Annotated in this window: 29 protein-coding genes and 1 pseudogene; 24 read left to right on the top strand and 6 right to left on the bottom strand. The window is 41.5% G+C overall.

Annotation, left to right across the window (positions count from 1 at the left end):
• The first annotated feature begins 28 nt into the window (after positions 1–28).
• Positions 29–2290, top strand: coding sequence for an ABC transporter permease (locus EV212_RS10790; RefSeq protein ID WP_132093071.1), 2262 nt, complete (start codon positions 29–31; stop codon positions 2288–2290).
• A 471-nt stretch (positions 2291–2761) separates the two neighbouring features.
• On the opposite strand, the gene EV212_RS10780 is transcribed toward EV212_RS10790, so the two are convergent.
• Positions 2762–3142: a carboxymuconolactone decarboxylase family protein gene (locus tag EV212_RS10780; protein WP_119201484.1), complete on the bottom strand. Its 381-nt coding sequence runs from the start codon at positions 3140–3142 to the stop codon at positions 2762–2764.
• Between the two features lie 86 nt (positions 3143–3228).
• On the opposite strand from EV212_RS10780, the gene EV212_RS10775 reads away from it, so the two are divergent.
• The 11 genes from EV212_RS10775 (at position 3229) to EV212_RS10715 (ending at position 10845) form a co-directional block, all read left to right on the top strand.
• On the top strand, positions 3229–3600 hold the full coding sequence (locus tag EV212_RS10775; protein ID WP_132093065.1) for a MerR family transcriptional regulator: 372 nt from the start codon (positions 3229–3231) through the stop codon (positions 3598–3600).
• A gap of 582 nt (positions 3601–4182) precedes the next feature.
• Positions 4183–4560, top strand: a complete 378-nt coding sequence (locus EV212_RS13970) for an ACT domain-containing protein (RefSeq protein ID WP_334295615.1) — start codon at positions 4183–4185, stop codon at positions 4558–4560.
• 17 nt (positions 4561–4577) lie between these two features.
• Positions 4578–4955: a flavodoxin gene (locus EV212_RS10760; protein ID WP_132093062.1), complete on the top strand. Its 378-nt coding sequence runs from the start codon at positions 4578–4580 to the stop codon at positions 4953–4955.
• Positions 4956–5001: 46 nt separating this feature from the next.
• Positions 5002–5481 (top strand): flavodoxin, encoded by a 480-nt coding sequence (locus EV212_RS10755; protein WP_132093058.1) that lies wholly within the window; start codon positions 5002–5004, stop codon positions 5479–5481.
• A 521-nt stretch (positions 5482–6002) separates the two neighbouring features.
• A complete protein-coding gene (locus EV212_RS10745; RefSeq protein WP_132093055.1) occupies positions 6003–6248 on the top strand; it encodes a winged helix-turn-helix domain-containing protein in 246 nt (81 codons plus the stop codon).
• A gap of 194 nt (positions 6249–6442) precedes the next feature.
• Positions 6443–6637: a DNA-binding protein gene (locus EV212_RS10740; protein ID WP_132093052.1), complete on the top strand. Its 195-nt coding sequence runs from the start codon at positions 6443–6445 to the stop codon at positions 6635–6637.
• Complete coding sequence (locus EV212_RS10735; RefSeq protein WP_132093049.1) at positions 6634–7326, top strand: response regulator transcription factor; 693 nt, start codon at positions 6634–6636, stop codon at positions 7324–7326. Before EV212_RS10740 ends, EV212_RS10735 begins: the two co-directional genes overlap by 4 nt.
• Positions 7323–8264, top strand: a complete 942-nt coding sequence (locus EV212_RS10730) for a sensor histidine kinase (RefSeq protein ID WP_132093046.1) — start codon at positions 7323–7325, stop codon at positions 8262–8264. The genes EV212_RS10735 and EV212_RS10730 overlap by 4 nt, the downstream gene beginning before the upstream one ends.
• Positions 8265–8350: 86 nt before the next feature.
• Positions 8351–9262, top strand: a complete 912-nt coding sequence (locus tag EV212_RS10725) for an ABC transporter ATP-binding protein (RefSeq protein WP_132093043.1) — start codon at positions 8351–8353, stop codon at positions 9260–9262.
• Between the two features lie 5 nt (positions 9263–9267).
• A complete protein-coding gene (locus EV212_RS10720) occupies positions 9268–9975 on the top strand; it encodes an ABC transporter permease (RefSeq protein WP_132093040.1) in 708 nt (235 codons plus the stop codon).
• Between the two features lie 12 nt (positions 9976–9987).
• Positions 9988–10845: a DUF4097 family beta strand repeat-containing protein gene (locus tag EV212_RS10715; protein WP_132093037.1), complete on the top strand. Its 858-nt coding sequence runs from the start codon at positions 9988–9990 to the stop codon at positions 10843–10845.
• A gap of 529 nt (positions 10846–11374) precedes the next feature.
• Here the strand turns inward: EV212_RS10715 and EV212_RS10705 are convergent.
• Positions 11375–12733, bottom strand: coding sequence for a relaxase/mobilization nuclease domain-containing protein (locus EV212_RS10705; protein ID WP_132093034.1), 1359 nt, complete (start codon positions 12731–12733; stop codon positions 11375–11377).
• Positions 12700–13023, bottom strand: coding sequence for a MobC family plasmid mobilization relaxosome protein (locus tag EV212_RS10700; protein WP_132093031.1), 324 nt, complete (start codon positions 13021–13023; stop codon positions 12700–12702). The genes EV212_RS10705 and EV212_RS10700 overlap by 34 nt, the downstream gene beginning before the upstream one ends.
• A 256-nt stretch (positions 13024–13279) precedes the next feature.
• Here EV212_RS10700 and EV212_RS10695 point away from each other — a divergent pair, with 256 nt between their 5' ends.
• The 3 genes from EV212_RS10695 to EV212_RS10685 all read left to right on the top strand — a co-directional run bounded on the left by EV212_RS10695 (position 13280) and on the right by EV212_RS10685 (position 15104).
• Positions 13280–13642, top strand: coding sequence for an MmcQ/YjbR family DNA-binding protein (locus EV212_RS10695; RefSeq protein WP_132093028.1), 363 nt, complete (start codon positions 13280–13282; stop codon positions 13640–13642).
• Positions 13639–14061: an N-acetyltransferase gene (locus EV212_RS10690; protein WP_132093025.1), complete on the top strand. Its 423-nt coding sequence runs from the start codon at positions 13639–13641 to the stop codon at positions 14059–14061. Before EV212_RS10695 ends, EV212_RS10690 begins: the two co-directional genes overlap by 4 nt.
• Positions 14062–14258: 197 nt before the next feature.
• Entirely contained in the window at positions 14259–15104 is an 846-nt protein-coding gene (locus EV212_RS10685; protein WP_165873360.1) for a helix-turn-helix domain-containing protein, read from the top strand.
• A 91-nt stretch (positions 15105–15195) separates the two neighbouring features.
• Here EV212_RS10685 and EV212_RS10680 read toward each other — a convergent pair whose 3' ends face one another.
• Positions 15196–16131, bottom strand: a complete 936-nt coding sequence (locus EV212_RS10680; RefSeq protein WP_132093019.1) for a radical SAM protein — start codon at positions 16129–16131, stop codon at positions 15196–15198.
• Between the two features lie 178 nt (positions 16132–16309).
• On the opposite strand from EV212_RS10680, the gene EV212_RS10675 reads away from it, so the two are divergent.
• The 9 genes and pseudogenes from EV212_RS10675 (at position 16310) to EV212_RS10640 (ending at position 23068) form a co-directional block, all read left to right on the top strand.
• Positions 16310–16639: a winged helix-turn-helix transcriptional regulator gene (locus tag EV212_RS10675; protein ID WP_119201700.1), complete on the top strand. Its 330-nt coding sequence runs from the start codon at positions 16310–16312 to the stop codon at positions 16637–16639.
• Positions 16640–16707: 68 nt separating this feature from the next.
• Complete coding sequence (locus tag EV212_RS10670) at positions 16708–17331, top strand: alpha/beta fold hydrolase (protein ID WP_132093016.1); 624 nt, start codon at positions 16708–16710, stop codon at positions 17329–17331.
• Positions 17332–17886: 555 nt separating this feature from the next.
• A complete protein-coding gene (locus tag EV212_RS13965; protein ID WP_306812263.1) occupies positions 17887–18078 on the top strand; it encodes a nitroreductase family protein in 192 nt (63 codons plus the stop codon).
• 31 nt (positions 18079–18109) lie between these two features.
• Positions 18110–18427: a nitroreductase family protein gene (locus EV212_RS13815; protein WP_279221994.1), complete on the top strand. Its 318-nt coding sequence runs from the start codon at positions 18110–18112 to the stop codon at positions 18425–18427.
• A gap of 57 nt (positions 18428–18484) precedes the next feature.
• Complete coding sequence (locus tag EV212_RS10660; RefSeq protein WP_132093013.1) at positions 18485–19846, top strand: MATE family efflux transporter; 1362 nt, start codon at positions 18485–18487, stop codon at positions 19844–19846.
• Between the two features lie 22 nt (positions 19847–19868).
• The gene (locus EV212_RS10655; RefSeq protein ID WP_132093010.1) at positions 19869–20288 is read left to right on the top strand and encodes a GNAT family N-acetyltransferase; all 420 of its coding nucleotides are present in this window, start codon (positions 19869–19871) and stop codon (positions 20286–20288) included.
• Complete coding sequence (locus tag EV212_RS10650) at positions 20281–21633, top strand: MATE family efflux transporter (RefSeq protein ID WP_132093007.1); 1353 nt, start codon at positions 20281–20283, stop codon at positions 21631–21633. The genes EV212_RS10655 and EV212_RS10650 overlap by 8 nt, the downstream gene beginning before the upstream one ends.
• 126 nt (positions 21634–21759) lie before the next feature.
• Positions 21760–22113 (top strand): annotated as a pseudogene (locus tag EV212_RS13960) (ACT domain-containing protein).
• 604 nt (positions 22114–22717) lie between these two features.
• The gene (locus EV212_RS10640) at positions 22718–23068 is read left to right on the top strand and encodes a helix-turn-helix domain-containing protein (RefSeq protein ID WP_132093004.1); all 351 of its coding nucleotides are present in this window, start codon (positions 22718–22720) and stop codon (positions 23066–23068) included.
• Between the two features lie 53 nt (positions 23069–23121).
• Here EV212_RS10640 and EV212_RS10635 read toward each other — a convergent pair whose 3' ends face one another.
• Together EV212_RS10635 and EV212_RS10630 are read right to left on the bottom strand one after the other, a co-directional pair.
• Positions 23122–23352, bottom strand: a complete 231-nt coding sequence (locus tag EV212_RS10635; RefSeq protein ID WP_132093001.1) for a helix-turn-helix transcriptional regulator — start codon at positions 23350–23352, stop codon at positions 23122–23124.
• 68 nt (positions 23353–23420) lie between these two features.
• On the bottom strand, positions 23421–23940 hold a 520-nt coding region (locus EV212_RS10630; RefSeq protein ID WP_132092998.1), incomplete at its 5' end, for an IS66 family transposase.

Below are 23940 nucleotides of genomic sequence, written 5' to 3'. Positions count from 1 at the left end.
TGCAAAGGTGCGGAAGAGACAGAATCGGATGACGATGCTGTGCATCATCATTTCAGTGCTGTTGGTTACGATGATTTTCAGTATGGCAGATATGGCGATCCGCATGGAAAAGACACGAGTGATCGAAGAACATGGGAACTGGCATATCATGTTGAAGGAGCCATCTGAGCAGCAGATTGAGCAAATCGCACAGCAAACAGATGTGATGGCGTCCTCCCGTTATGACGGACTGAACTTTGATTTATCCGAAGACTATACGATCAATGGAAAAAGCTGCGTCATCGTAGGTGGTGATAATGCGATTCTAACGGAGATCTATGACAATTTGACGGAGGGCCGATATCCTACAAAAGAGGATGAAATTTTACTTTCGAATCGTGCAAAAGAACTGCTTTCTCTGAAGATTGGAGATGCGATTACCGTACATACACCAGCTGGAGATTTTGACTATACGATTTCCGGTTTTGGAGGAGATGTTACCATTACCACAGATGCCGATATTGTGGGGGCTTTTCTAAATTGGGACTCCTTCCAAAGTCTTGCAAAAGCAGAAGGAAGTAAGCTTGCTCCCGTTTGTTTTGTGCGCTTTGACGAGAATATCCATATTCGTAAGGTAATTGCAGAGCTGCGGAAAACCTATGGCTTTACCGATGAAACATTATCCGAAAACACGGCTTTGCTGGGATTAACTGGATTCAGCAGTGATTCTTACATCATGGGAATGTACCTTGTAGCTACAATCTTGTTTGTTCTGGTTTTGGCTGCGGGAGTCTTTATGATTGCGGGAAGTCTGAACAGCAGAACCGCAGAGCGAACACAATTTTTTGGAATGCTTCGTTGTATTGGAGCAAGCCGGGCACAAGTTATGCACATAGTCAAGTTGGAAGCGCTCTATTGGTGCAAAACAGCGGTTCCGATTGGCGTGATAGTAGGGATTGTGGGTACATGGATGCTTTGTGCACTGCTCCGGTTTGGTGCGGGCACTGAGTTTGTACAGATTCCGCTATTTGGGATTAGTAGTGTCGGTATCATCAGCGGAATTGTCGTTGGTGTTTTGACCGTGCTGTTATCTTCCATCTCTCCAGCAAGGCGGGCGGCAGGTGTTTCTCCGGTTGCGGCTGTTACCGGAAATCTTTCCGAAAATGGGAACGCATCTCGGCCAATCAAGAGGAACTTTTTGAAAATTGAGATGGACTTGGGGATTCATCATGCCGTATCCTCTCCCAAAAATCTACTTCTCATGACTGGCTCCTTTGCACTCAGCATCATTATGATTTTGAGCTTTTCCGTTCTTATACAATGGGTGAATATGGCACTCAATCCCTTAAAGCCATGGGCACCAGATGTCTTTTATAGTAGTCCTGATAATCTGTGCGAAATTAAACAAAGTTTTGCCAAAGAGGTGGAAAGCCGGCCGTATGTAAAGCGGGTATTTGGGCGGATGTATCAAAGCCTTCCTGCAGAATATGAAGGGGAATTGGGGCAAATTGATTTGATTTCTTATGAGAATCAGCAGTTTCAGTGGGCAGCAGAAGATTTGATTGCAGGTGATATATCGGCTGTCTCCGAAGGCAACGGTGTACTGACGGTTTTTGATAAAAGCAACTCTTTGAAGGTTGGCGATACGATTCAGCTGGAGCAGACAGAGCTTAACGTGGCTGGAGTCTTGAAAGATAGTCCCTTTGATACATCGGATCAGCCAACTGTGATTTGCTCAGAGAAAAGGTTCAAGGAGATTACAGGCAAAGATGCCTATGCTGTTCTTGACGTACAGCTGTCCAAAAAAGCAACAGAGCAGAATGTAAATGAGCTTCACGCATTAGCAGATGGACATTATCGCTTTTATGATCGACTGGCACAAAACAAAGACACACAAAATACCTATTTTATGTTCTGCCTGTTTGTTTATGGATTCCTCGCCGTGATCACATTGATTACTATTATTCATACGGTAAACAGTATTTCTATGAGCGTGTCTGCAAGAACAAAGCAATACGGAGCCATGCGTGCAGTGGGGATGGATAGTTTACAAATCAAGAAGATGATTATCATGGAAGCCGCCACATACACAACGCTTGGACTCCTCGCAGGTTGTGGTCTGGGGTTACCGCTGCATCATTTCCTCTATTCTCAGATGATTACAAATTATTGGGGAACGGCATGGCAAATCCCTTTAACATCTATTGGAGGAATACTGGTGCTGCTTGTGTTCACTTCTCTTCTTGCACCCTTCGCTCCGGCAAAACGCATCTGTAACATGCCGATTACTGCAACAATCAACGAGTTATAAAATTTGAAGTATCCTGCCGGACAGCAAAATACCTTGTCCGGCAGCGATATTTCCGAGAGGCATGGTGGGGGATAAAAGGATGTGCTGGATTTCTTTTGGAATATTCTTAATAGCGATGTTTGCATTTATTGGAATTATGGTGCGTGATCCTCGGGCGCTGTGGAGTGGCTTTTCATTATTCTGGACTCTGGTATGCTTTGCACTGTTTGCGTTTATTTTACTATCGCAGTATACAGATCAGCTTGTGGAGCATGACTGGTTCATGGGTGTTTTGGTGTTCTTCTTTATTGTTGCCATACTCTGCGCTTGTGCCTTTCCAGGACTTATAGATAATTACATCCAAATGGAAAACAGTAGCAAAATGAATCACACAAAAATCCTGAAGCTAGCCGTAAGACATATGGTTTGCTTCAGGATTTTGCACTTCTGTAATGTGCCATTACCTCAAGTATTGTTGAGAATACAATTTGTCTAATAGATATGCCTTTCTGCAAATATTTTCTTTGCGGTATAAATGGCATTTAAAACTTTGGGAAAACCGGTGTAAGGAATACACTGGATAAATGTCTCGATGATTTTTTCGGGAGAAAGTCCAACATTAAGGGAGCCATTGATATGTACTTCTAACTGTGGTTCACAACCTCCTGTAGTCAGTAAACTTGTAATTGTTATCATTTCACGTTCCTGCATACTAAGTTCAGGCCGTGTATAGACATCTCCGAAAGCAAATTCTATAATGTATTTTCCTACATCCGGGGCAATATCTTGTAACGATTGTATGACATTTTCACCTCCGATACCATCAATTTCTTTAAGCTTCTCAGCCCCCAGTTCAAAACGTGTGTTGCTCATTGCATTTACCTCCTGTAAGTTTTATAATTTGAGCATATGACTTAAACCATAGTTTAAGTCAAGAACAATTTGAGGTGATATTAAAAATGTTAATTGGCGAGATTTCTGAAAAAACGAACCTGCCTGAAAGCACGTTACGGTATTATGAGAAAAAAGGATTAATCAAAATAGCAAGAGACAGTGGTGGCAGGCGTGAATATGAGGAGAACGATATTGAATGGATAAAGTTTATCCGACGACTAAAAGAGACAGGTATGCATCTCAGAGATATTCAGAAATATTCTGAACTGCGGTACTGTGGAAAAAGTACAATGCCGGAGCGGATGAAAATATTGGAAGTACATAGAAAGTATGTGTTAGAACAACGGCAAAAATGGAATGAGTATTTACAGAATTTGGATGATAAAATTGAGTTTTATAGACAAGCCATAAATGAACAGCCAGAAGGCAACGATTGATTTCTATATTTCTGATAAGAAAACAGCAATGTATGCAATATTGTCCGGAGTTTGATATAATGCGTCTGGATATGTATGAAATGAGTGAAAAACAGAATATTGATTGGAGAATATCAGATGGCAAATAAAAGGAAATTGAATAAAGAAGAACGAAAACGCCGCCGCCTTCAAAAAGGTAAACAGTGGCTGCTTACCTATCAGGGCACACCGAAGCACATGGTAAAACATTACAGGGAAAGGTTTCATGTGGATTCTATGACAGCAGTAAAAGATTTACAGGAACTGGGTGTTAATTATTCGCAGGAACAATTGGATAATATAAAACGGGCAGAAGAAGAACGATTAAAACAAAAGCGATTACAGAAAGAAAAAGAAAACCGTGAAAAGTATGAAACTATATATGAGGATTGTGATGATCGCTTTGCATTTATTGCCGGGTATACGTCTGGAGGAGCGCCTTATGGTACTACTTGGGAAGAAATAGGAATTGACCCGGAACTTCCATTTGAAGAAAAGGTTGAGCGTCTGGCTGAGGGCAATTATTCTTTTACAGAAGAGGAAGAAACTAACTGGGATGATGAGATGCCGGAAATGCTGGTACTTCCGGGTTTATTTAGTGTCTGCCAGGTGGAGGACTATTCGCAAGTCGATCTGGATGCGGAGTATTGTTTTATAGGGAAAACCGATGAGGAAAAATCTCTGGTATGCCGTACAGGGGATGTACCGGATAATACGATACAGCAGAGTGACGGCTGGAGAGCGTTTCGCATACAGGGAGTATTGGATTTTTCTCTGATTGGTATTTTATCGGAGATATCTGGTGCATTGGCCAGACATGAGGTCGGACTATTTGCAATTTCTACATTTAATACGGATTATATTTTGGTAAAAGATAAAGATTACAAACGTGCTGTAAAGGCATTAACTTCAGAAGCATATCGGATTATTGAAGCAGAGTGAAAAGGAAAGTGGTACAAATGAGTAAAAAACTGGTAGCATATTTTTCAGCAACAGGTATAACTGCGAGAGTGGCAGAAAATTTGGCAGATTCCATCGGAGCGGATTTGTTTGCTATTATACCTACACCAGGTTACACAAAAGAAAACTTGGATTGGATGGACAAAAGTTCCAGAAGTAGCGTGAAAATGAGGAATGAAAGCTGCCGACCGGAGATTGCTTATAAAAGAGATAATATGTCGGAGTATGATATGATTTTTGTAGGATTCCCAATTTGGCTTGCGTACCATAAATTGATACAATGCACCCTTGGCTGTCAGAGGGTGCATTTTTACGATTACCCATACTCAAAAAACGATAGGGTGCATTTGCCTCGGATTTATGGTATTCTATGGTAAAACACAGCGATAAAATATGATTTTCAGGAAAGGTGAGGTATTGATTATGAGCAAGGTATTAGTAGCGTATTTCAGTGCCAGCGGCGTAACAGCAAAACTGGCGAAGCGGCTTGCAGAGGCTATCGGAGCAGATTTACATGAGATTCAGCCGGAGGTTCCATATACGGATGCTGATCTGAACTGGATGAATAAAAAGAGCCGCAGCAGTGTGGAAATGAATGATAAGTCATTCCGACCGGCTGTTGCAAACAAAGTAGAGAACATGGAGCAGTATTCCGTGATTTTCACAGCCTTCCCTATCTGGTGGTACGTTGCCCCGACTATTGTGAACACGTTTCTGGAGCAGTACGACTTGAGTGGAAAGATGATTATTCCTCTGGCAACTTCGGGCAGCAGCGGTATGGGAAACACAAACAAGGAACTGGCGGTTTCCTGTCCGGGAGCAAAATTAAAGGAAGGAAAGAGATTTCCTGCGGATGCAAGTGCGGAAGAACTGAAAATATGGGCAGAAGGGTTCGGGATTTAAAGAAAAGACCGATAAACTTATCATGTGGTATGCTGTAGCTAATCAAATTGGCGGAGGTACGGAGTGTGGACGATCAGCAGGATGCCTTATCCTCCATTTGATGTGACCCCATTTTCCACAATATACGCAGGGCGCACGAATATGATAGTGAAAGTGCGCCGGATACAACAACCGCAGATGAACTGATACGGGAAGTACAAAAGGTCATGCAATCGCCGGAGGACAGGGGTGAACAATTCACGGAGATATTCTGCAAGGAATTCCAACTTAAATATAAGCGCCCCTCAACAGAGGAAAGAAGCCTTTTGAAAAGCCGTTCAAGAAACTCCACTGATAAAAAACTCCAGCATAAACCTTCAGCGCAGGTCATAAAAATGAAAACTGCCGTTGTGGGAATTGGTGTTCCTGCAACGGCAACTTTAGATTTCCTTATTTAGTTTATTGGTGTGCGCTCCAATCAGCTTTCTTTTTGTTACCACTCAGGGCAATAAAACCAGCCGTAACAGGTATAGAGATATAAGTTGCCAAGTAAGGAGGCCGGAGAGGAGATTAATCTGTATCCTAAAGAATTCGATGTCCTCTGTCTATTGACTCAGTATCCCGGTTGGGTGCTTTCTCCGGAACAGATTTACGATGCCGTTTGGAAGGAGGGTGTGACTGGATGCGAGCATGTGGTCTATAATGTGATTTGCCAGCTTAGGAGGAAGCTGAAGAACCCGGATATGATTCAGACGGTTATTGGGCGAGGATATAAGTTTGTGGGATAAGGTAACGTCCCGGAGTAGCAATTATAAAATGCTGCTCTGGGGCGTTTTGTAGTTTGGATAGAATTCAGGCGATAATTGTTATAACAAGTCATCGCTTTGAGTTGATAGTCTTGCTGATCTATGGTACTATGCGACTTGTATATTTCGAGCATAAGAAATATAATAGAGGGCAGTACAAGATCAGGAGGCCAGTCATGGATGGATATATGACGCTTAAGGAAGCAAGTGAAAAATGGGGTATCACGGCCCGAATGGTAAATTATTATTGTTCATCGGGCAGAATCAAAGGTGCGGTAAAAGTATCAACTTTATGGCTGTTACCAGAGGATGCAGAGAAACCCGCAGATAAACGGAGGAAAGACAATACAACGATGGAGGTGCAGCCGTGAAATTATTATTAGTGGAAGATGATATTGAAATAAGCCAGATGCTGAAAGACTACTTGAAGGCGGAAAACTATGAGGTAATCTGTGCTGCGGATGGAAAAGAAGCATGTGAGAAATTTGACAACGGTTCTTACAGCCTTGTTTTGCTGGATTTGATGATTCCCAAAATCAGCGGTATGGAAGTCATGCAGCATATCCGGCAGAGCAGCACAGTTCCGATTATTATTGTGTCTGCAAAGGATACGGATGCGGATAAGACTCTCGGTTTGGGACTTGGGGCAGACGATTATATTACGAAACCATTCTCTGTGACAGAAGTGTTAGCACGTATTAAGGCAAATATCCGAAGAAGCACCCAATACTCGAAACCAGCAGAACCGGAGAATGAAGTGCTGGTGATTGGAGATTTGGTTATGAACCTGACGGATTATACCGTGACAAAAAAGAATGTGAAAGTGGATCTGACAGCAAAAGAGTATGAAATACTGAAACTGCTCCTCCAGAACCCAAAGAAGGTATATACCAAAGAGCAGATGTATTCCCTGATCTGGAATGACGCATATCTGGGAGATGAAAATGCGGTCAATGTCCACATCAGCAGGTTAAGAAACAAGATTGAGGATAATCCAAGAACTCCGAAATATGTCATTACCGTATGGGGCATCGGGTATAAGTTAGGAGATTTATCATGAGTGATGCAACGATTATCTTTTTCCTGTCTGTTTGTATTGTAGTGCTGATCTGTATTGTTTTGTATCAGCAGTTTGCTTTCCGGACAGGAACACAGGGCAAATTAAAGAAAATCGGTCAGAAGCTGGAGGAAATTCAGGATACGGACAGTGATGAGAATGTGATGGTTTTTACGGATAATAAGGTTCTTATGGATTTAGCGGCGCAGATTAACCGTCTGCTGGAGAACCAGAGAAAGGTCAAGGTGGATTTCCGGCGTTCCGAGATTGCCTCAAAGAAGATGTTGTCTAATATTTCCCATGATATAAAAACGCCTATGACAGTCATATTAGGATATCTGGAGATCATGCGGCTGAACGGTTCAGGGGAAAATGAAATGCTTTTGAAAGTGGAGCAGAAAGCCCGGAGAGTCATGGAACTGATTAACCAGTTTTTCACGCTGGCGAAGCTGGAGGCCGGGGATACGGATATTGAGATTTCAAAGATTGATGTCTGTGAGGTTTGCCGGGAGAATGTGCTGGATTTTTATGAGCTGTTGACCCAGAAGGAATTTCGGGTAGAGGTTGATATTCCCGAAGAAGCGGTCTTTGTTCGGGGAAACAAGGATGCCCTGCAGCGGATTTTGTTTAATCTCATTTCCAATGTTGTACGGTATGGAACCGATGGAAAGTATATGGGAATATTCCTACGGTCAGATAAGAAATACATCTATATTGATGTGGTGGATAAGGGAAAAGGGATTGATAAGGCGTTTGCACAGAATGTGTTTGAGCGGTTGTTTACCATGGAGGATTCCAGAAACCGGGAGATACAGGGGAACGGACTGGGGCTGACTATCGCACAAAATCTCGCACACCAGCTTGGAGGGGAGATCATCCTTGACAGTGAGCCAAACGTAAAAACTACTTTTACGGTGAAACTGGGGAGATTCGCTTATTAAATTTCCAAGAAAGAAATTCGTAAGAATTAGTCAAGAGTTTTGAAAATCTTAGCCGCTAGAATGGTAGCAGAAAGGAGGCAGACAATATGCCATATATTTTACAGACAAATGGGCTTACAAAAGCCATTGGCGGCAAAAATCTTGTAACCAATGTGTCCATGCACGTTAAGAGGGGCGAGATTTATGGTTTTCTAGGTCCCAACGGTGCTGGCAAAACCACAGTAATGAAGATGCTGACGAACCTATGGAAACCGACAGAGGGCAGCATTGAACTGTTTGGACAAAAACTTACACCGACTTCTTATGGGGTACTGAAGCGGATGGGGAGCATCATTGAGTTTCCGACCTTTTACGATCATTTAAGTGGAAAAGAAAACCTTGCCCTCCATTGTGAGTACATGGGATACTACAATCCCGGAAGCATAGAGAATGCTCTGGAGATGTTAAATCTGACAGATGCAGGGAAAAAGCCGATACGCAGCTACTCATTAGGTATGAAACAGCGGTTAGGGATTGCCCGTGCCATACTTAGTAAGCCGGAATTGCTCATTCTGGATGAGCCGACAAATGGACTTGATCCGGCGGGTATGAAGCAGATCCGGGATTTATTGAAAATGCTTTGTACGGAATACGGTATCACAATTGTTGTATCCAGCCACATTCTTTCGGAGATTGAGAGCATTGCGGATACAATTGGCGTCATCAATCATGGCGTGCTTATGAAAGAAGTTACCATGAAAGAAATATCAGAAATGAGCCTTGCCTACATTGAATTAAGCGTTATCAATACAAAGAAGGCTTCCTATGTGTTGGCTGATAAGATGGGTCTTGACAATTTTAAAATTGTGGAGGATGGAAAGATCCGGATTTATGACCATCATATATCCACACAGGAATTGTCAAAGGTTCTGGCACTGAATGATGTAGAGATTGTTGCCATTGGTAAAAAAGCAGAGACTCTGGAAGACTATTTCCTGAAAATGACGGCGGAGGTGTAGTAGCAATGTTAAAGTTAATCAAACTCGAATGGAAAAAGAACAATATCGGAAAATATGTCCGTAATGCGGTGATTCTTGCGGGGCTCCTTTGCCTTTTCATTTTTGCACTGGCTTATTTCGGAATTGCCAATGATCCGGATACGGGGGTGCCGGATGCGGCGCCGGGGAATGAAATGATTTCATCCTCCATTGAACTGTTTACCAGTATGTCCTTTCTGATTTTTACAAGCGTGATGCTGGCATCCTTTATTGTCACGGCATATAAAAACAAAACGATGAACCTGATGTTTTCCTATCCGATCAAGCGGCAGAAGATATTGGTCTCCCAGATGCTGGCAGTATGGATTTTTAACTTTATTGCATTGGTTCTGACAAAAGTGCTGATTTATGGATGCGTTCTGGCAGGTTCCCATTTTATGACATCTGCGTTCCCGCTTGATTTTAACATGGCAAGTCTGTCGTTTTATGTGCAGCTTATCCTAAAGTCAGTGGTAATCGTAAGCATGAGTTTTATTGCACTATTCATTGGTCTTGCTATGAAGTCTTCAAAAGCAACGATTATTTCGTCTTTCCTGCTAATCTTTTTGACACAGGCGAATATAGGTGATTTTACGATGAAGAATAATCTGGTTTTCCCGGTGATCCTGACTTTGGTATCTTTGGTATTTGCAGTACTGTCAGTATACAATGCGGAAACCAAAGATTTGATGTAGCGGGAAGTTCCTATGAAAATAAAAATATTATTGTGTATGAGCCTGCTGGCAGTATCCTGTTTATACGGATGCGGACAAAAGGAGAAGGTCAGTCTTTCAGAAATATACGATACTGAAAGCATATCCGCTATCAACATGCAAATTGACTCCTGGCAGCTTAAAATCATGACTTCCTCAGATGAAGATGTCCATGTCAGCTTGGATGGCGGAACAGAAAAAGGAGCGAAAGCGCCAATGATTGATGTACAGGATGGCGTGTTGGATATTGTGCAGACGAACAGTGAAGAAAATGCTGTGAGTCAGTTCTCCCTTGGCAAAGAAGGTGAAGTAACTGTATATATTCCCGATGCTCTGAAGGGAGCAGTTACGATTAAGAACGGTTCCGGGGATATGGAAATAGACAGCCTTGTTGCTTCAAAGATCACTATTGATAATTCTTCCGGTTATGCTGAGCTGAATAATGTGACAGCGGAGGCACTTGAAATCTCATCTTCATCCGGGGATGTGAAAATGTCCAATGGCAACATTACGGATTTCCAGATTGACACATCATCTGGCTATGTAACATTGAAAAATACTGTGTCAGAGAATATTTCGATTGCAACGAAATCAGGAGAAGTGAATATATCCGGTTTGGCAGAACAGACAAATGCGGGAATTTCTACGAGTTCCGGGGATATAGGTATCTCATATAAAACACAGCCACAAAATCTTTCCTTTAAAATCTCATCCGGTTCAGATGATGTTTCTGTAAGCTTGGACGGTGCTTCTTATACAACGGAAACTTCTGCGTGTAAGCAGGGAAAGATTGGTAATGGCGATTACAGTTTGACCGTGAATAGTGACAGCGGCACTGTGGTAGTTTACTAATGAATTTAATTAAGGTAAATGGGCGGTTGCTGGAACTACTGCTTCTGAACGCATTAAAGGAGAATAAAGCATATGGGTATGAATTGACGAACCGATTTGCTCGGATTTATCAAATATCATCGGGAGTAATTTGCTTAACTCAATGCGTAAGGAGGTAGAGGTAAGTGCTTCTACAAATGAATATAGAACGGCAGCCCGTCATCCAACGTGGAAGTCTTGTCATTGATCCACAGTGCTGTATGATTACATTAGCCGAAGAAGAAATCAGTTTGTATCCCAAAGAATTTGATGCTCTATGCCTATTGACGCAGTATCCCGGTTGGGTGCTTTCTTCTGGACTATTTTATAAGGCTGTCTGGCAAGGAGAGATGGGGCGGTGGATATGTGTTTTATAATATTATCTGCCAACTCAAGAGAAAGTTGAAGAATCCCGATATGAACCTGACGGTGGTTGGGAGCGAAAATCGGTTTGTGGGATAAGTATGTAAAATGACTTAGAACTTTCCTAAGTCATTTATAGTAGAGAAAATTACAAATCGTATTGTTGATGAGGTTTATTTACACAGAGCATATTATACGAAAGAAGAGTGTCTATATTTGCAGTAATGACGTCAAGGGTAGATTTACGTTCTTCCAATTCTTTTTTTTCGTTCTGAACTTTGGAGCATTCCTTTTTAAGAGAATCAATTTTATTCTGAATCCGTTCAGGAGCCGGTAATTTGGTTACCCCCAGATTCTGTAATTGCTGTTTTAGGGTATCGTGCAACTTATATTCTGCATGGTGTTTGGATTTATATTTCTGGAGGTCAGGAGCTGTTTTACCTTCTTCCACAATTTTTCTGCAGGCACGGTAAGAAGAACAATGCTTCTGAATGAGTTCCTGGCGAGATATCTCGGAGCTTAAGTCAGAGATTTTTTGTTCTGTTATAGCGAGAGAATTTTTTATATCCGAAATATGCTGTTGGAAGTCTTCGTAATTCAGCAAATTGTTTTCGGACAGATAGTTAAAGGTACGGGCGGCTTCTTTCAGATTATTGAGTTGTGCCCACCGTTCAAATCCGGCACGATTGCCTGTACTTACATAAGATGAGATATTGATAAAAAGCTGTACTTCTCTGGGGACGTTACGTGGAGATTTTGTTTTATGCCGGTTTTTCTCAAGGCGGAGTAATACATTTTCTTCTGTGTAATAGCTACCCAGAGATTTCATATTTGTAAAGTTTTTTTGCTCCGGTGCCCGGAAAGCCAGGTTCTTTCCCTGACGGATCTCATATCCGGCAAGCTTCATTTTTTGAAGAAACTCATCATAGTTGATGGAAGACCAGATCGCTTTATCTACAGTGACTTTTAACTTTGCTTTCCAGCTGTTTCCACGATGGTATTCCATATTTTCTTTATAAGATTTCCCTTTTTCGCCGGTTGGCATACTGGTGACAAGACCGTTTTCCTGACAAATACGGTTGCTGATCCGGCAGATTTTATGATAGCTGCGTTTGTTGGAGACATATTTATGATGGTCAACAAAGCTGGTAGCATTAAAAATGATATGGTTATGAATATGGTCCTGGTCAACGTGGGTACTGATGACATATTCATATTTCCCTTTTAGTACTTCGTCAGCAAATTCTTTGCCGAGCTTATGTGCAGTTTCAGCGTCAACCTCTCCAGGCTTGAAAGATTGAATTAAATGAAATGCCAGATTGCTGCCTTTGTCCATCACATTCTTTTTACCTTCTTCTCTGGTGAAAGCAAATTCCAGATCAGCAGATTCTGGGGAACAGGCGAAACTGGAAATCAGTAATTTCTCTTCGGTTTTGTCCGGATTCATAATATAGTCCAGTGCTTTTTTGTCAGTTACTTTAATGGGGAAGATTTTAATATACGCCATATCTCGCTTACCATCCTTTTCAATTCTTCCATTTCTTCCGGGTACAAATCACCAGTGGTGTTTACCTTTTTTGCAATCTGATTGATGTTTACACCGATTTTGTGCATCTCTTCGTACACCTGCTTGATTGGGGCTGTGTCGGTGTTGATGATATAGCCGTCGATAGCCATTTTCCTAAGATAGGCTCCCATGTTTCTGGTCTTTGAGAGAATCATCTTTTGGCGGATCAGCTTCTTTTCCTCTGGAGTAACACAAAATAATATTTGGATGTTTCTTTTTCTGTTTGACATGTCTATTTTCTCCTTCTGTACGTAATTCGGTTTTGGAGTGCTTCGGGGTTTTCAATTTAGGGCAGGGTTCCCTAAATTGCCATTTTTGCGGAAGTGTATATACACTTCCTGTCCTTGCTGTTCTACCCTCTAATAGATAAATTCAGGTAAAATAGAGAATTGCAAAAGAATTTGAGAAACTGAACAGGTAGTGCAGCTCATGAAAATGTGGTATGATTATTGTCAAGATACGAGAACATCCAGAGGTGAAAAAAGAGTGGATAGAGAAGAAATCTTTGAATATGTGAAGACGCAGTATGGAACAATTCCAGAATACTTATGGAGCAGTTCACCGGACAGTGCGGTACTTCGCCACAAAAAAGGAAAATGGTATGCAGTGATCATGAATGTTGAGAGATCCAAACTTGGATTGGATGGAGACGGTACCGTGGAAATTATAGATGTGAAATGTGATCCGGAAATGACAGGAATGATTATCCAGACCTATGGTTTCCTGCCTGGCTATCACATGAGTAAGCAGCATTGGATTACGATTTTGCTGGATGGAACAGTAGGAGAATCTAAAATATTGGATTTTCTGGATATGAGTTATGATTTGATTGATGGATTGCGGAAATGATAAGAAGATTTGAAAATAAGGATTTGAATCAGGTAATGTCCATATGGCTTCAGGTCAATATGGAGTCACATTCTTTTATAGAGGCAGATTATTGGAAAAATAATTATGAAATGGTTAGAGAAATGATTCCAAAAGCTGAAGTATTGGTGTCAGAAGAAAATGGACAGATCAGAGGATTTATCGGTTTGATTGATACCTATATTGCAGGGATTTTTGTAAGAGCAGCGGAACAATCGAAAGGTGTCGGGACGGGACTGCTTCATACCGTTATGAAGTCACGAGATAATTTGCGTTTGAATGTTTATAAGAAGAATATGAGAGCAGTGTCATTTTACCAGCATTATGGATTTCAAATTAAAAATCAGGAAATAGATGAAAGTACATCAGAGGAAGAATACATGATGGAATGGCATCGTTAGATGGGAAGTCAAAAGTATTAGTGTGGCTGAGGTATAATTTGAAGATCATTGAGATGAAAATGCATAAACACTTGATTTTTCCATATGCACCATAATGGTGACAAGGTATTTACAGGTGGTGCTTGATGTTGTTTCTTCTATAGGTGATACTAAAATCACATCTGCAGATGAGAAAAAATGAAAGGAGCAGATTTGATATGGTCGAATTTGGCGAACAACTAAGAAAAGCAAGGGAAGCAAAAGGAATGACACAACAGTCTCTTGCAGAACAATTATATGTAACGAGGCAGTCAGTTTCCAGATGGGAATGTGGAGACAGATATCCCGATCTGCTTACCACAAAGAAAATATCTCAGATCTTAGAAGTAAGTCTTGATGACCTTTTATCTGGAAAGGAAATGACAAAATTAGTAGAAAGAAATCCGGTTATTGAAAACAAATTGGCAAATAGTATAATGATTGCTTTATATGCATTCATAGTATTTTCTTTTACGGTAACAGTAGTGGATATTATTATTCGATTTCCACTGCAATCAGGAGCAATTGATTATAGTGATATTCAGGTTATTGCAATTAATGTTTTGGGACTTATTCTTCAAATAGCGTTTTTTGTTTATGGTTTAATTCATGCTATAAGAGGAACATTATCACCAAAGAGAATGGGAATTGTAATTTCAGCCTATTTTATAGCTATGTGCATAACCGGATCCGATAATATTTCAAGAGGTGCAACCTGGCAATTAATTTCACTTGCTGTGATGTTAATCATCCCGAATATGTTAGGTGCTATAGCATCATTTTTGTATTTTGTCAGTGCGAAAAATAATAAGTCATTGCCTATATTGATTTCGATTGCATGTATATGGGGAATAGTTCGGATTATATTAGCAAATTATGAAATGATTCGTTATGCAGGTCAGTATGTGTCAATGAATACAACGCTGGGATTGTTATTAAAGATTTGTATTTACATATTGATACTGTATCAGACTTATGTTCTTAATAAAAAGCGAAAGAATGCTATAGAAATAAGTGAGCAATAAATATGAGACTTGCAGTATAAATTCTGAAGTTACCCTGCAGTATTTTTGTGATACTGCAGGGTGTGTGCATATAGTCCGAAAATATGTTCTATTACAAATGCGGGAGGTTTTTCCTGTAATGACGAAGATCTTCTTCCCTGACCTCATATATGATTCTGTCAAGTGTTTCCAGTAATTGTTCTTTATCCTCTGGCAAGCGTCCTCTGAGTTGAAAGGCGTTGGAGGCTCCCATTGCGGCAAAGTATGTTGAAATATTTAAATTTTCCACAAGGGTTCGGAGTTCCCTGTATTTTTCAATCTCACTTTCTTCTTCCCAGTTTCCGTTTTGGATTTCCTGATACAGCTTGGATTCAGGATAAATCGTCAGCATATTTGGGCCAATTAGGAACGGATGCAGCTGATTGAAGACATCTGCGGATGCTTTTGCACCTGTTTCACCTTTTCCCTTACCGGAAATACTGGTCAGATAGAAAAAGCCATACTCAATTTTTGCCTGTTCTAATCTTTTGCATTGAGTCAGGATATCCTGCGAAGTATAACCTTTCTGCATAAAAGATAATGCTGTGTCATCTCCGGTTTCAACCCCGATGGTCAACCCATCATAGCCTGCCTGTCGAAGCAAAATCAGATCTTCATCTGTCTTATTTACAGAATCTGTAATACGGGCAAAGCAGCCGATTGTTTCGACAGAAGGCAGATACTTCCGAATAAGTGCCGCAATTTCCAGTAGTTTCCCTGTTGTCAGAACAAATGGATTTGCACCGGTTAAGAAAACACGTTTGATAGGTTTTGGGCGTGGCAAGCCTTGAAGTTTTGCCGTCATCATCGAAGTGGGATTATAGCGTAAAACCTGCACCTCTAGAAGATCACTTTCGATATCTTCCATGGGCGACATTCTGAATTTGAATGGTAAATCACTGTACAGTGTGCAGAATTTACACCTGTGATGAGTGCAGCCTGCAGTTACTTCTAAAAGCAGTGAGTCTGCTTCATAGGGTGGACGCCAGATTGTGCCTGTGTAATGCATGATAAACACCTCTTATTAAATGAATTATGCACAGGTAACGAGGCAAACCTGTACATGACTGTCCCGTTGGCATCATTATAGCAAAACACTCTGAAAATAGAAGTACTGTACTTTATTGAAGTACCTTTTATTTTGATGCAAAATAGAGTATGATCAAAAAGAAAAGGGGATGAGGTAAATGAGAAAATCAGAATCAGCAGTTAGCCGGTGCAAAACGATTTCAACTGTGCAGAAGCTGTTGGGTGGAAAATATAAGATTGAGCTTCTCTGGTATATAGGCAAGTGTGATATCAGGCGATTTGGGCAACTTCGCCGTCAGATTGGAGAAATTACTGAAAGTTCTCTTACAAAGCAGCTCCGGGAGCTGGAAACAGATGGTTTCATTCTTCGCCATGACTTTTGTGAAGTACCTCCACGGGTGGAGTATACCTTGACGGAACTTGGAGAGAGCTTCTTATCTGTTCTTGATTGCATGAAAGCCTGGGGTGATGAGAATTTGCCTACATAATCAGATGGAAATTGTAATTCATGATTATTGGATTAGAAAGATGAGTCAAAATATGCAGGAGTAACAACATGAAACAAATATATTTACACGGGCTGGGACAGAACCCAGACAGCTGGAGTAAAGTAATAGAACAATTAGAGACTGCTGAGCATAGTATGTGCCCTGATTTGTCAGAACTTGTTCAAGGTCAGGATACGACGTATCAAAATCTTTATGCTGCTTTTTCGGCTATGTGCGATGAAATAGAGGAAGATCTATGCCTTTGTGGCTTATCATTGGGTGGTGTATTGGCTCTTAATTATGCTATAGAACATCCAGGAAAAATAAAGGTATTGGTCTTGATTGCAACACAATACAAAATGCCTAAGATATTATTAAAAGCCCAAAATACGATATTTCGGTTTATGCCAAAATCTATGTTTCAACAAATGGGGTTTGGGAAATCGGATTTTCTCAAGCTATGTAATACAATGATGGAATTGGATTTTAGTGATTCGATATATAAGGTTTCATGCCCTACATTAGTAATTTACGGTGAAAAAGACCGTGCGAACAAAAATGCCTCTATAGAACTTGCAAATATGTTGATTGATGCTGAACTTCAAGTGTTTAATGGAGCAGGACATGAAATAAATATAGAAGCACCAGATAAACTTGTGGAAACTCTTCGGGTTTTCTTTGGAAGAGATTAATAAATTAATATTTTTTGTGTGAAAAAGAAATTTGAATTTATGCATGAGTTACTATGTGTAATCTTGAGTATATATGAAGAAGATTGGAGGTATCCATAGTGAAAGAATTGAAAGCAAGAGAATATAAACGCTTTGAGGATATAAAGCAAATCAGAGTAGACGGAACTGAGTTTTAGTCTGCTAGAGAACTTGCACCGTCATTAGAATATACAAAATGGGAAAATATTCAAAATGTAATTAAACGTGTAATGATAGTGTGTGAAAATAGTGGACATTCGGTTGAAGACGATTTTCCTGAGCTCAGGAAAATCTTTGCCACAATGTCAAGTGATGAATTCAATAAAAGCCAAAATTATGGAGCAATATAACGTAATTCTATATTTTCTATCTTTCCTTGCGTGATGATTGATGCTTGACAGTCTCCTTCAAGTTCGCTATAATGATAAGCGAAAAATTTAGTGGACTTTTCCGGATTCGGTCATCTTTTTGCCACACGGCTATCTTGTGATAGTTGTGTGGCTTTTTTGTTGCTCGTATCTCGGAAGTGTTAGCAGAATGGGGGACTATATCTGTATGGAAAATAATTTTTTGTCTCTTATCAAGACGCGCCGTAGTGTACGGGCTTACAAATCGGAACCTGTCCCTTCCGAGGCTTTGGACGCTGTACTGGAAGCAGGGACTTACGCTCCTACCGGCGGAGGACATCAATCTCCAACCATCATTGCAATTACAGACCCCCAAATATAGGCAGGAGATTGCAAAACTAAACGCAGAAGTGATGGGGAGCAACACAGATCCTTATTATGGCGCACCTGTCGTGATCCTGGTTTTGGCAGATGGCTCCGCAAGCACCTTTGTTGAGGACGGAAGCTGCGTCCTTGAAAATATGATGCTCGCTGCCCATGCCCTTGGCATGGGAACCGTATGGGTACATCGGGAACGTGAGATTTTTGATAGTGAAAGCGGCAAGGCTCTCCTGCGGGAGTGGAAGCTGCCGGAAACCTTGCGTGGCGTCGGGGCGATTGCATTGGGTTATCCGGCCCAGAAAGCCGGTCAGCCCGCAGCACGCAAACAAAACTATATTGTTCGGATTTAATGTCCCGCTGTCCGGCGCATTTTTTGCATCGGACAATTTGTGGAGAGGAGGGAAAGTATGCAGACCAATAATAAAATGGCGGTTGCTCCTGTTAGAAGGCTCATTTGGCAAATGTCGATACCGCCGCTAATCTCCATGTTCCTGCAATATTCCTATAATCTGATAGACAGTGCGTTTATAGCGCGGTTGAGTGAGACTGCACTAACGGCTGTTTCTCTGTCATTCCCTATTACAACACTGATGAATGCGGCGTCTATCTGGATCGGTGTCGGCGTGAATGTACTGATTGCAGGGTATCTTGGGGAGAAAAAGCAGGATGAGGCAAATACCACCGTCACACATGGATTGTTACTGGCCTTTGGAATTGGTGCGTTGCTCAATCTTCTGTCATTACTGATTATGAAACCCTACTTTGGGGCATTCACCAATAATGAAGAAATTTATCAGTTGAGTATTGCCTATATGAGCGTATGTTCGTTCATGCAAATTCCCAACATGGCGCATATCGCAATCCAGAAGATGATACAGGCTACCGGGAACATGGTTGCTCCCATGTGCTTCCAGATTGCAGGAGTGGTCGTTAATTTTGTATTCGACCCACTCCTAATTTTTGGTATTGGTGTTTTTCCGGCTATGGGAATCCGTGGTGCTGCGGTGGCTACTGTTGCGGGCTATTTGTTATCCATGATTTTGGCATTTGCCTTGCTGCTGGGCAAAAAACAGAAAGTGCGGATAAAGATCAAAGGATTTCATTTGCAAAAGTGGCTGATTGGCCGTATTTTCGCCCTTGGACTGCCGTCTTTCATTATGAATGCCCTTAGTTCTTTTATGGTGACTTTTGTAAACTTTTTTCTGGTCGCCTATTCCGATACGGCAATCGCTTTCTTCGGTGCGTATTTTAAGGTGCAGCAGTTGATCGTTATGACGGTAAACGGCTTGATCCAGGGCTGTTTGCCTATTATGCGGTTTAACTTCGGTGCGGGAAATAGAGATAGGCTGCACTCCGCTTTCCGCTACGGAACCGCTTTGGTCTCCGGTATGATGATACTGGGAACATTGACCGTCATCCTCTTTCCGGCGCAGCTTTTGGGATTATTTACGGCGTCGGAAGCCATGCGCTCCTTTGGAATATCCGCTATGCGGATTATGGCAGTCAGCTACCTGTTCTGCGGATGGTCTACCATGATCTCCACCTATCTTCAGGCAACAGAACAGGTCTTTCCAAGTATGCTGATCCAGCTGCTGCGGCAGTTTCTGCTGCTCATTCCATTCATGTGGGGCCTGGAAAAACTCCTGAAGATTACAGGGTTCTGGCTGTCCTTCCCTGTCACAGAAACGGCAACATTCGTTCTGGCACTTCTGATCTTCCGAGCAGGCAGAAAAAAAGAAACGCTTTGTAGCGGTACAAAAACACAGTAAGAAAAGGAAAAGGAGAGACGATATGGAAATACATATTAAAAAAGGGTTGGAGGCCCTGCAAACAGAAACCGTACTTCGCCTTCTATCACAGACCGTATGGGCATGCAACAGAAAGAAAGAAGCAATTATGGAGTCATGGAAACACTCTATCTGCTATGGAGCCTATACCGCCGACGGAAAACAAATCGGATTTGCAAGAGTGATAACGGACTATGCCACCCAGTATTATATTTGTGATGTTGTTGTGGATGCAGATTTCCGGCACAGGGGTGTGGGCACCTCTCTCCTAAAGGCGATTACGGCAGAAGACACATACCGTTCCCTGATGGGAATGCTGATCACGGAAGAGGCTGAACGGTTTTATGAACCCTTTGGCTTCCGAAAAGATCCGATCTGTTTTATGACAAGAAAAGAAACACCGGAGGCAATCACGAATGAATGAAACTTTTATGAAAGAAAAACCGGTATTACCGCTGATTTTATCCATGACCCTGCCTATGGTTTTATCCATGCTGGTTAATTCTCTATACAACATTATCGACAGCTTTTTCGTCTCGCAGATCAGCGAGGAAGCTATGACTGCGTTATCACTGGTTTATCCGGTTCAAAATTTCATCAATGCTGTAGGAATTGGATTTGGCGTTGGAATCAACGCAGTCATCGCCTTCTATCTGGGCGCTGGAGATAACAGGAAAGCGGATCAGGCTGCAACGCAGGGACTTGTGCTTGCCGTGATTCATGGCGTTGTCATGACAGTCTGCTGTATCGCAATGATGCCGGCTTTTTTAGGAATGTTCACTTCATCCGAGACAGTGATTGAACTTGGCATCCGCTATTCTGTTGTTGCGTTCGCTTTTACATTGATTATTATTGTTGGTGTAACATTCGAGAAAATATTCCAGGCAGTAGGAAACATGAAAACAACCATGATAAGCCTGATGTGCGGGTGCATCACAAACATTGTCTTAGACCCCGTTCTGATTTTTGGCTATGGCCCATTCCGGGCAATGGGAATCGAAGGCGCTGCGCTGGCAACCGGCATCGGGCAAGCTCTGACGCTGGCGATTTATCTGGTCGTTTATTTTGGGCGACCAATCCGCGTACATATTCGCAGGCAGCACATTCTGCCCGGCAAAGGAATGGTATTGAAGCTATATTCAATCGGCATTCCTGCCACCTTGAATCTTGCGCTTCCGTCTCTTTTGATTTCGGCGCTCAATGCTATTTTAGCAGCATATTCCGAAGTGTATATTTTGGTTTTGGGAATCTATTACAAATTACAGACTTTCATCTATCTGCCGGCGAATGGCATTGTGCAGGGGATGCGCCCCCTGATCGGCTATAACTACGGCGCGGGCGAGAACAAAAGGGTCAGTCAGATTTATAAGATTGTCTTGTGCATGAGCGGTATCATTATGGTACTTGGAACAGTGATATGCCTTTTGATCCCCGGTCAGCTTATGGGGCTGTTTACCCACACAGAAGCGACGATTCAAGCCGGGGAAACGGCTCTGCGTATCATCGGTGCTGGGTTTATCGTTTCTGCGGTTTCCGTTACATCTTCCGGCGCATTGGAGGGACTTGGAAAAGGCACTCCTTCATTACTGATTTCCCTTTGCCGGTATGTAGTGGTTATCATTCCGGTTGCGTTTTTACTCAGCAGGCTTTTCGGAGCAGTTGGCGTCTGGAATGCGTTTTGGATCACGGAAGCGATTACCGCGATCATATCCCTTTTCATTTACCGCAAGGCAATCGCAAAACCCACAATGGCGGTCCGAAAGCCATGAACATCGTCCTGCTCCACTACGCCGGATAATCTGCAGCTTTCCTAAAGCGAACGGCTATTATATAATGGTATAATGGAGACAGCGACAAATTATATTTAGAGGAGGCACTATTATGGAAATCTAAAAATTCATCAAGAATTTTCAGTATGTCAGGTAGAAGATTATTCATTTGTAGATTTAGATTCCGAGTATAGCTTTATAGGAAAGACAGACGAGGAAAAATCTCTTGTTTGTATCACAAGCGAAATCCCGCCAAATGTAATTCAGCGTGATGATGGTTGGAAAGCGCTTTGAATTCAAGGTGTTTTGGAGTTTTCATTGATTGGAATATTGTCTAAAATTGCAGCGATTTTAGCAGATCATAGCATTCCAATTTTTGCAGTATCTACTTACAATACGGACTATTTTTTGACAAAAAAGGAAAATTACGAAAAAGTGATAAAAGCACTTAAAAACGCTGGATACAAAATAATAGAGTGACAGCTTTTCATTTATTGGGGAATCGTGTAGAGCGGCAAGTTCAATTTGTTGAGCACATGAAAATTTCGGTAAGTCGGTGTGTTTATCTGAGAGACGAATTTGAATTCTACTGAGGAAATCATTATGGTAGGAAAAATTATTGGACTTGTATCTTGTTTAATGTGTGCTTTTCCATTTCTAATTATTTCTGTCTACAATAAAAATAGTAGAGAACCCATTAATTTTTGGAGTGGAGATACAACATTAAAATCGAAGGTAAAGAATGTAGTTGAATATAACAAAAAAATGGCGTTATTGTACAAAAGGTGTGCCATTGCATTTTTAATTTCGGGAATTGGATTTATGGTTTCTCCTTATATAGGTGTTGCCATGATATGCTTCGACTGTACACTAGGTATTTATCTCGTATATCGGAACTATAAAAGAATTTTAGGTAAATATTCGTAAGTTTAAATTTGTAACTAACAGAAAATTTCATTTTTTCAGTTCTAAAAAATCACTAATTGCGGATCAAAAACGCTTAGCAACCGAAAAGTTGCGTAATAGTTGGTAGAGCAACTAATACATAATTGTTATACTGATTGCAAGAAAGGAGGGTGCTTAAATGAATATAGTAACCATAAATTTAGCCATCAATATAGTTTTATTACTTGCAATCTGTGCGATGCTGGTCTATTTAGTTTTTTTGCTGATAAAAGCATTGAAAAAGTATATTAAATCTGAACCAGTAAGAAAGGAAAAGGCAGAAAGCGCAAAATCACTTGGAGAAGTTTTGAAAAGACATCGAACGGAATGCAAGATGACTCAAGAATTTGTAGCGGAGACATTAGGTGTGAGCAGACAGGCAGTTTCCAAATGGGAGAGTGGGCTGTCTGATCCAAGTACGACGAACCTTATGGCATTGGCAAAACTTTTTAATATGACACCGGAAGATTTACTGAAAGAAGCACAGTGAAACTCCGGTTTGGTGATTTGAATTTTTCAACGTAGATATAAAAAACCGGGGATTCATTCCTCGGGTTTTTCTTGACAAGAAGTGTCATCGTCCAATTTAAAAATCTCTTCCACGCCCATATTCAGATAATGGGCTAGTCGGATTGCCATCTCCAATGAGGGATTTCGTTCCCCTCGTTCAATTCTGCCGATGGTGCGGCTGCAGGAGCCAGTTGCTTCTGCTAGGTCTTCTTGAATAAGATTTCGCTCTATACGAATATCTTTCAGGATGTTGCTGATTGCCATCCAATCGTAAACGGTAAAACGTAAGTGCCTTGACAAATATTAGACCGCTTTTGCGGCCATACTATTTATCATTTTGAAGTTTTGGGCTTCCGGATGTGCTCAGGCAGTGCTTCTGACCAGGGCAGAAGATCTTTCAGAAAACCGTTACCTGTATCATTTTCATGTTTTAGGATCTCTGTAAGGAGATACTCGAAATACTCAAATGGTTTCAGGTTATTAGCCTTTGCGGTCTCTGCTATGCTGTAGATGATTGCTGAGCTGGTTGCACCATTGACCGTATCGATCATCTCCCAGTTTTTCTTCCCAATACAGAATCCACGGATTGCACGCTCGCTGGCATTATTATCCATTGGGACATCGCCATCTTCCAGAAACACTTTCAGGTAGCGTTCCTGATTCAGGGCATAAGTAAATGCTTCTTTCATTTTCCCGCTTTTGGGGATCCTGGGCTCATTCTGTTTCAGGTACACGAAGAAAGCATCCACCAGAGGTTTGACCACCAGCTGACGCTGCACGAGCCGCTCCTGTGAGGGAAGATCAGACAGCTTGCCTTCTTCACGGTATATGGCCTGTATCTGTTTCATGAGC

Origin of the sequence: Frisingicoccus caecimuris, from assembly GCF_004340975.1 — a bacterium.
Classification (GTDB): domain Bacteria; phylum Bacillota; class Clostridia; order Lachnospirales; family Lachnospiraceae; genus Frisingicoccus; species Frisingicoccus caecimuris.
This window is presented reverse-complemented; position numbering and strand designations above follow the sequence as displayed.

What these genes read in the sequence shown, in the direction of transcription:
- EV212_RS10790 (WP_132093071.1), top strand. Translation starts at nt 29, where the DNA reads ATGACGATGCTGTGCATCATCATTTCAGTGCTGTTGGTTACGATGATT.
- EV212_RS10780 (WP_119201484.1), bottom strand. Translation starts at nt 3,142, where the DNA reads ATGAGCAACACACGTTTTGAACTGGGGGCTGAGAAGCTTAAAGAAATT.
- EV212_RS10775 (WP_132093065.1), top strand. Translation starts at nt 3,229, where the DNA reads ATGTTAATTGGCGAGATTTCTGAAAAAACGAACCTGCCTGAAAGCACG.
- EV212_RS13970 (WP_334295615.1), top strand. Translation starts at nt 4,183, where the DNA reads ATGCCGGAAATGCTGGTACTTCCGGGTTTATTTAGTGTCTGCCAGGTG.
- EV212_RS10760 (WP_132093062.1), top strand. Translation starts at nt 4,578, where the DNA reads ATGAGTAAAAAACTGGTAGCATATTTTTCAGCAACAGGTATAACTGCG.
- EV212_RS10755 (WP_132093058.1), top strand. Translation starts at nt 5,002, where the DNA reads ATGAGCAAGGTATTAGTAGCGTATTTCAGTGCCAGCGGCGTAACAGCA.
- EV212_RS10740 (WP_132093052.1), top strand. Translation starts at nt 6,443, where the DNA reads ATGGATGGATATATGACGCTTAAGGAAGCAAGTGAAAAATGGGGTATC.
- EV212_RS10730 (WP_132093046.1), top strand. Translation starts at nt 7,323, where the DNA reads ATGAGTGATGCAACGATTATCTTTTTCCTGTCTGTTTGTATTGTAGTG.
- EV212_RS10725 (WP_132093043.1), top strand. Translation starts at nt 8,351, where the DNA reads ATGCCATATATTTTACAGACAAATGGGCTTACAAAAGCCATTGGCGGC.
- EV212_RS10720 (WP_132093040.1), top strand. Translation starts at nt 9,268, where the DNA reads ATGTTAAAGTTAATCAAACTCGAATGGAAAAAGAACAATATCGGAAAA.
- EV212_RS10715 (WP_132093037.1), top strand. Translation starts at nt 9,988, where the DNA reads ATGAAAATAAAAATATTATTGTGTATGAGCCTGCTGGCAGTATCCTGT.
- EV212_RS10705 (WP_132093034.1), bottom strand. Translation starts at nt 12,733, where the DNA reads ATGGCGTATATTAAAATCTTCCCCATTAAAGTAACTGACAAAAAAGCA.
- EV212_RS10700 (WP_132093031.1), bottom strand. Translation starts at nt 13,023, where the DNA reads ATGTCAAACAGAAAAAGAAACATCCAAATATTATTTTGTGTTACTCCA.
- EV212_RS10690 (WP_132093025.1), top strand. Translation starts at nt 13,639, where the DNA reads ATGATAAGAAGATTTGAAAATAAGGATTTGAATCAGGTAATGTCCATA.
- EV212_RS10685 (WP_165873360.1), top strand. Translation starts at nt 14,259, where the DNA reads ATGGTCGAATTTGGCGAACAACTAAGAAAAGCAAGGGAAGCAAAAGGA.
- EV212_RS10680 (WP_132093019.1), bottom strand. Translation starts at nt 16,131, where the DNA reads ATGCATTACACAGGCACAATCTGGCGTCCACCCTATGAAGCAGACTCA.
- EV212_RS10675 (WP_119201700.1), top strand. Translation starts at nt 16,310, where the DNA reads ATGAGAAAATCAGAATCAGCAGTTAGCCGGTGCAAAACGATTTCAACT.
- EV212_RS10670 (WP_132093016.1), top strand. Translation starts at nt 16,708, where the DNA reads ATGAAACAAATATATTTACACGGGCTGGGACAGAACCCAGACAGCTGG.
- EV212_RS13965 (WP_306812263.1), top strand. Translation starts at nt 17,887, where the DNA reads ATGGGGGACTATATCTGTATGGAAAATAATTTTTTGTCTCTTATCAAG.
- EV212_RS13815 (WP_279221994.1), top strand. Translation starts at nt 18,110, where the DNA reads ATGGGGAGCAACACAGATCCTTATTATGGCGCACCTGTCGTGATCCTG.
- EV212_RS10660 (WP_132093013.1), top strand. Translation starts at nt 18,485, where the DNA reads ATGCAGACCAATAATAAAATGGCGGTTGCTCCTGTTAGAAGGCTCATT.
- EV212_RS10655 (WP_132093010.1), top strand. Translation starts at nt 19,869, where the DNA reads ATGGAAATACATATTAAAAAAGGGTTGGAGGCCCTGCAAACAGAAACC.
- EV212_RS10650 (WP_132093007.1), top strand. Translation starts at nt 20,281, where the DNA reads ATGAATGAAACTTTTATGAAAGAAAAACCGGTATTACCGCTGATTTTA.
- EV212_RS10640 (WP_132093004.1), top strand. Translation starts at nt 22,718, where the DNA reads ATGAATATAGTAACCATAAATTTAGCCATCAATATAGTTTTATTACTT.
- EV212_RS10635 (WP_132093001.1), bottom strand. Translation starts at nt 23,352, where the DNA reads ATGGCAATCAGCAACATCCTGAAAGATATTCGTATAGAGCGAAATCTT.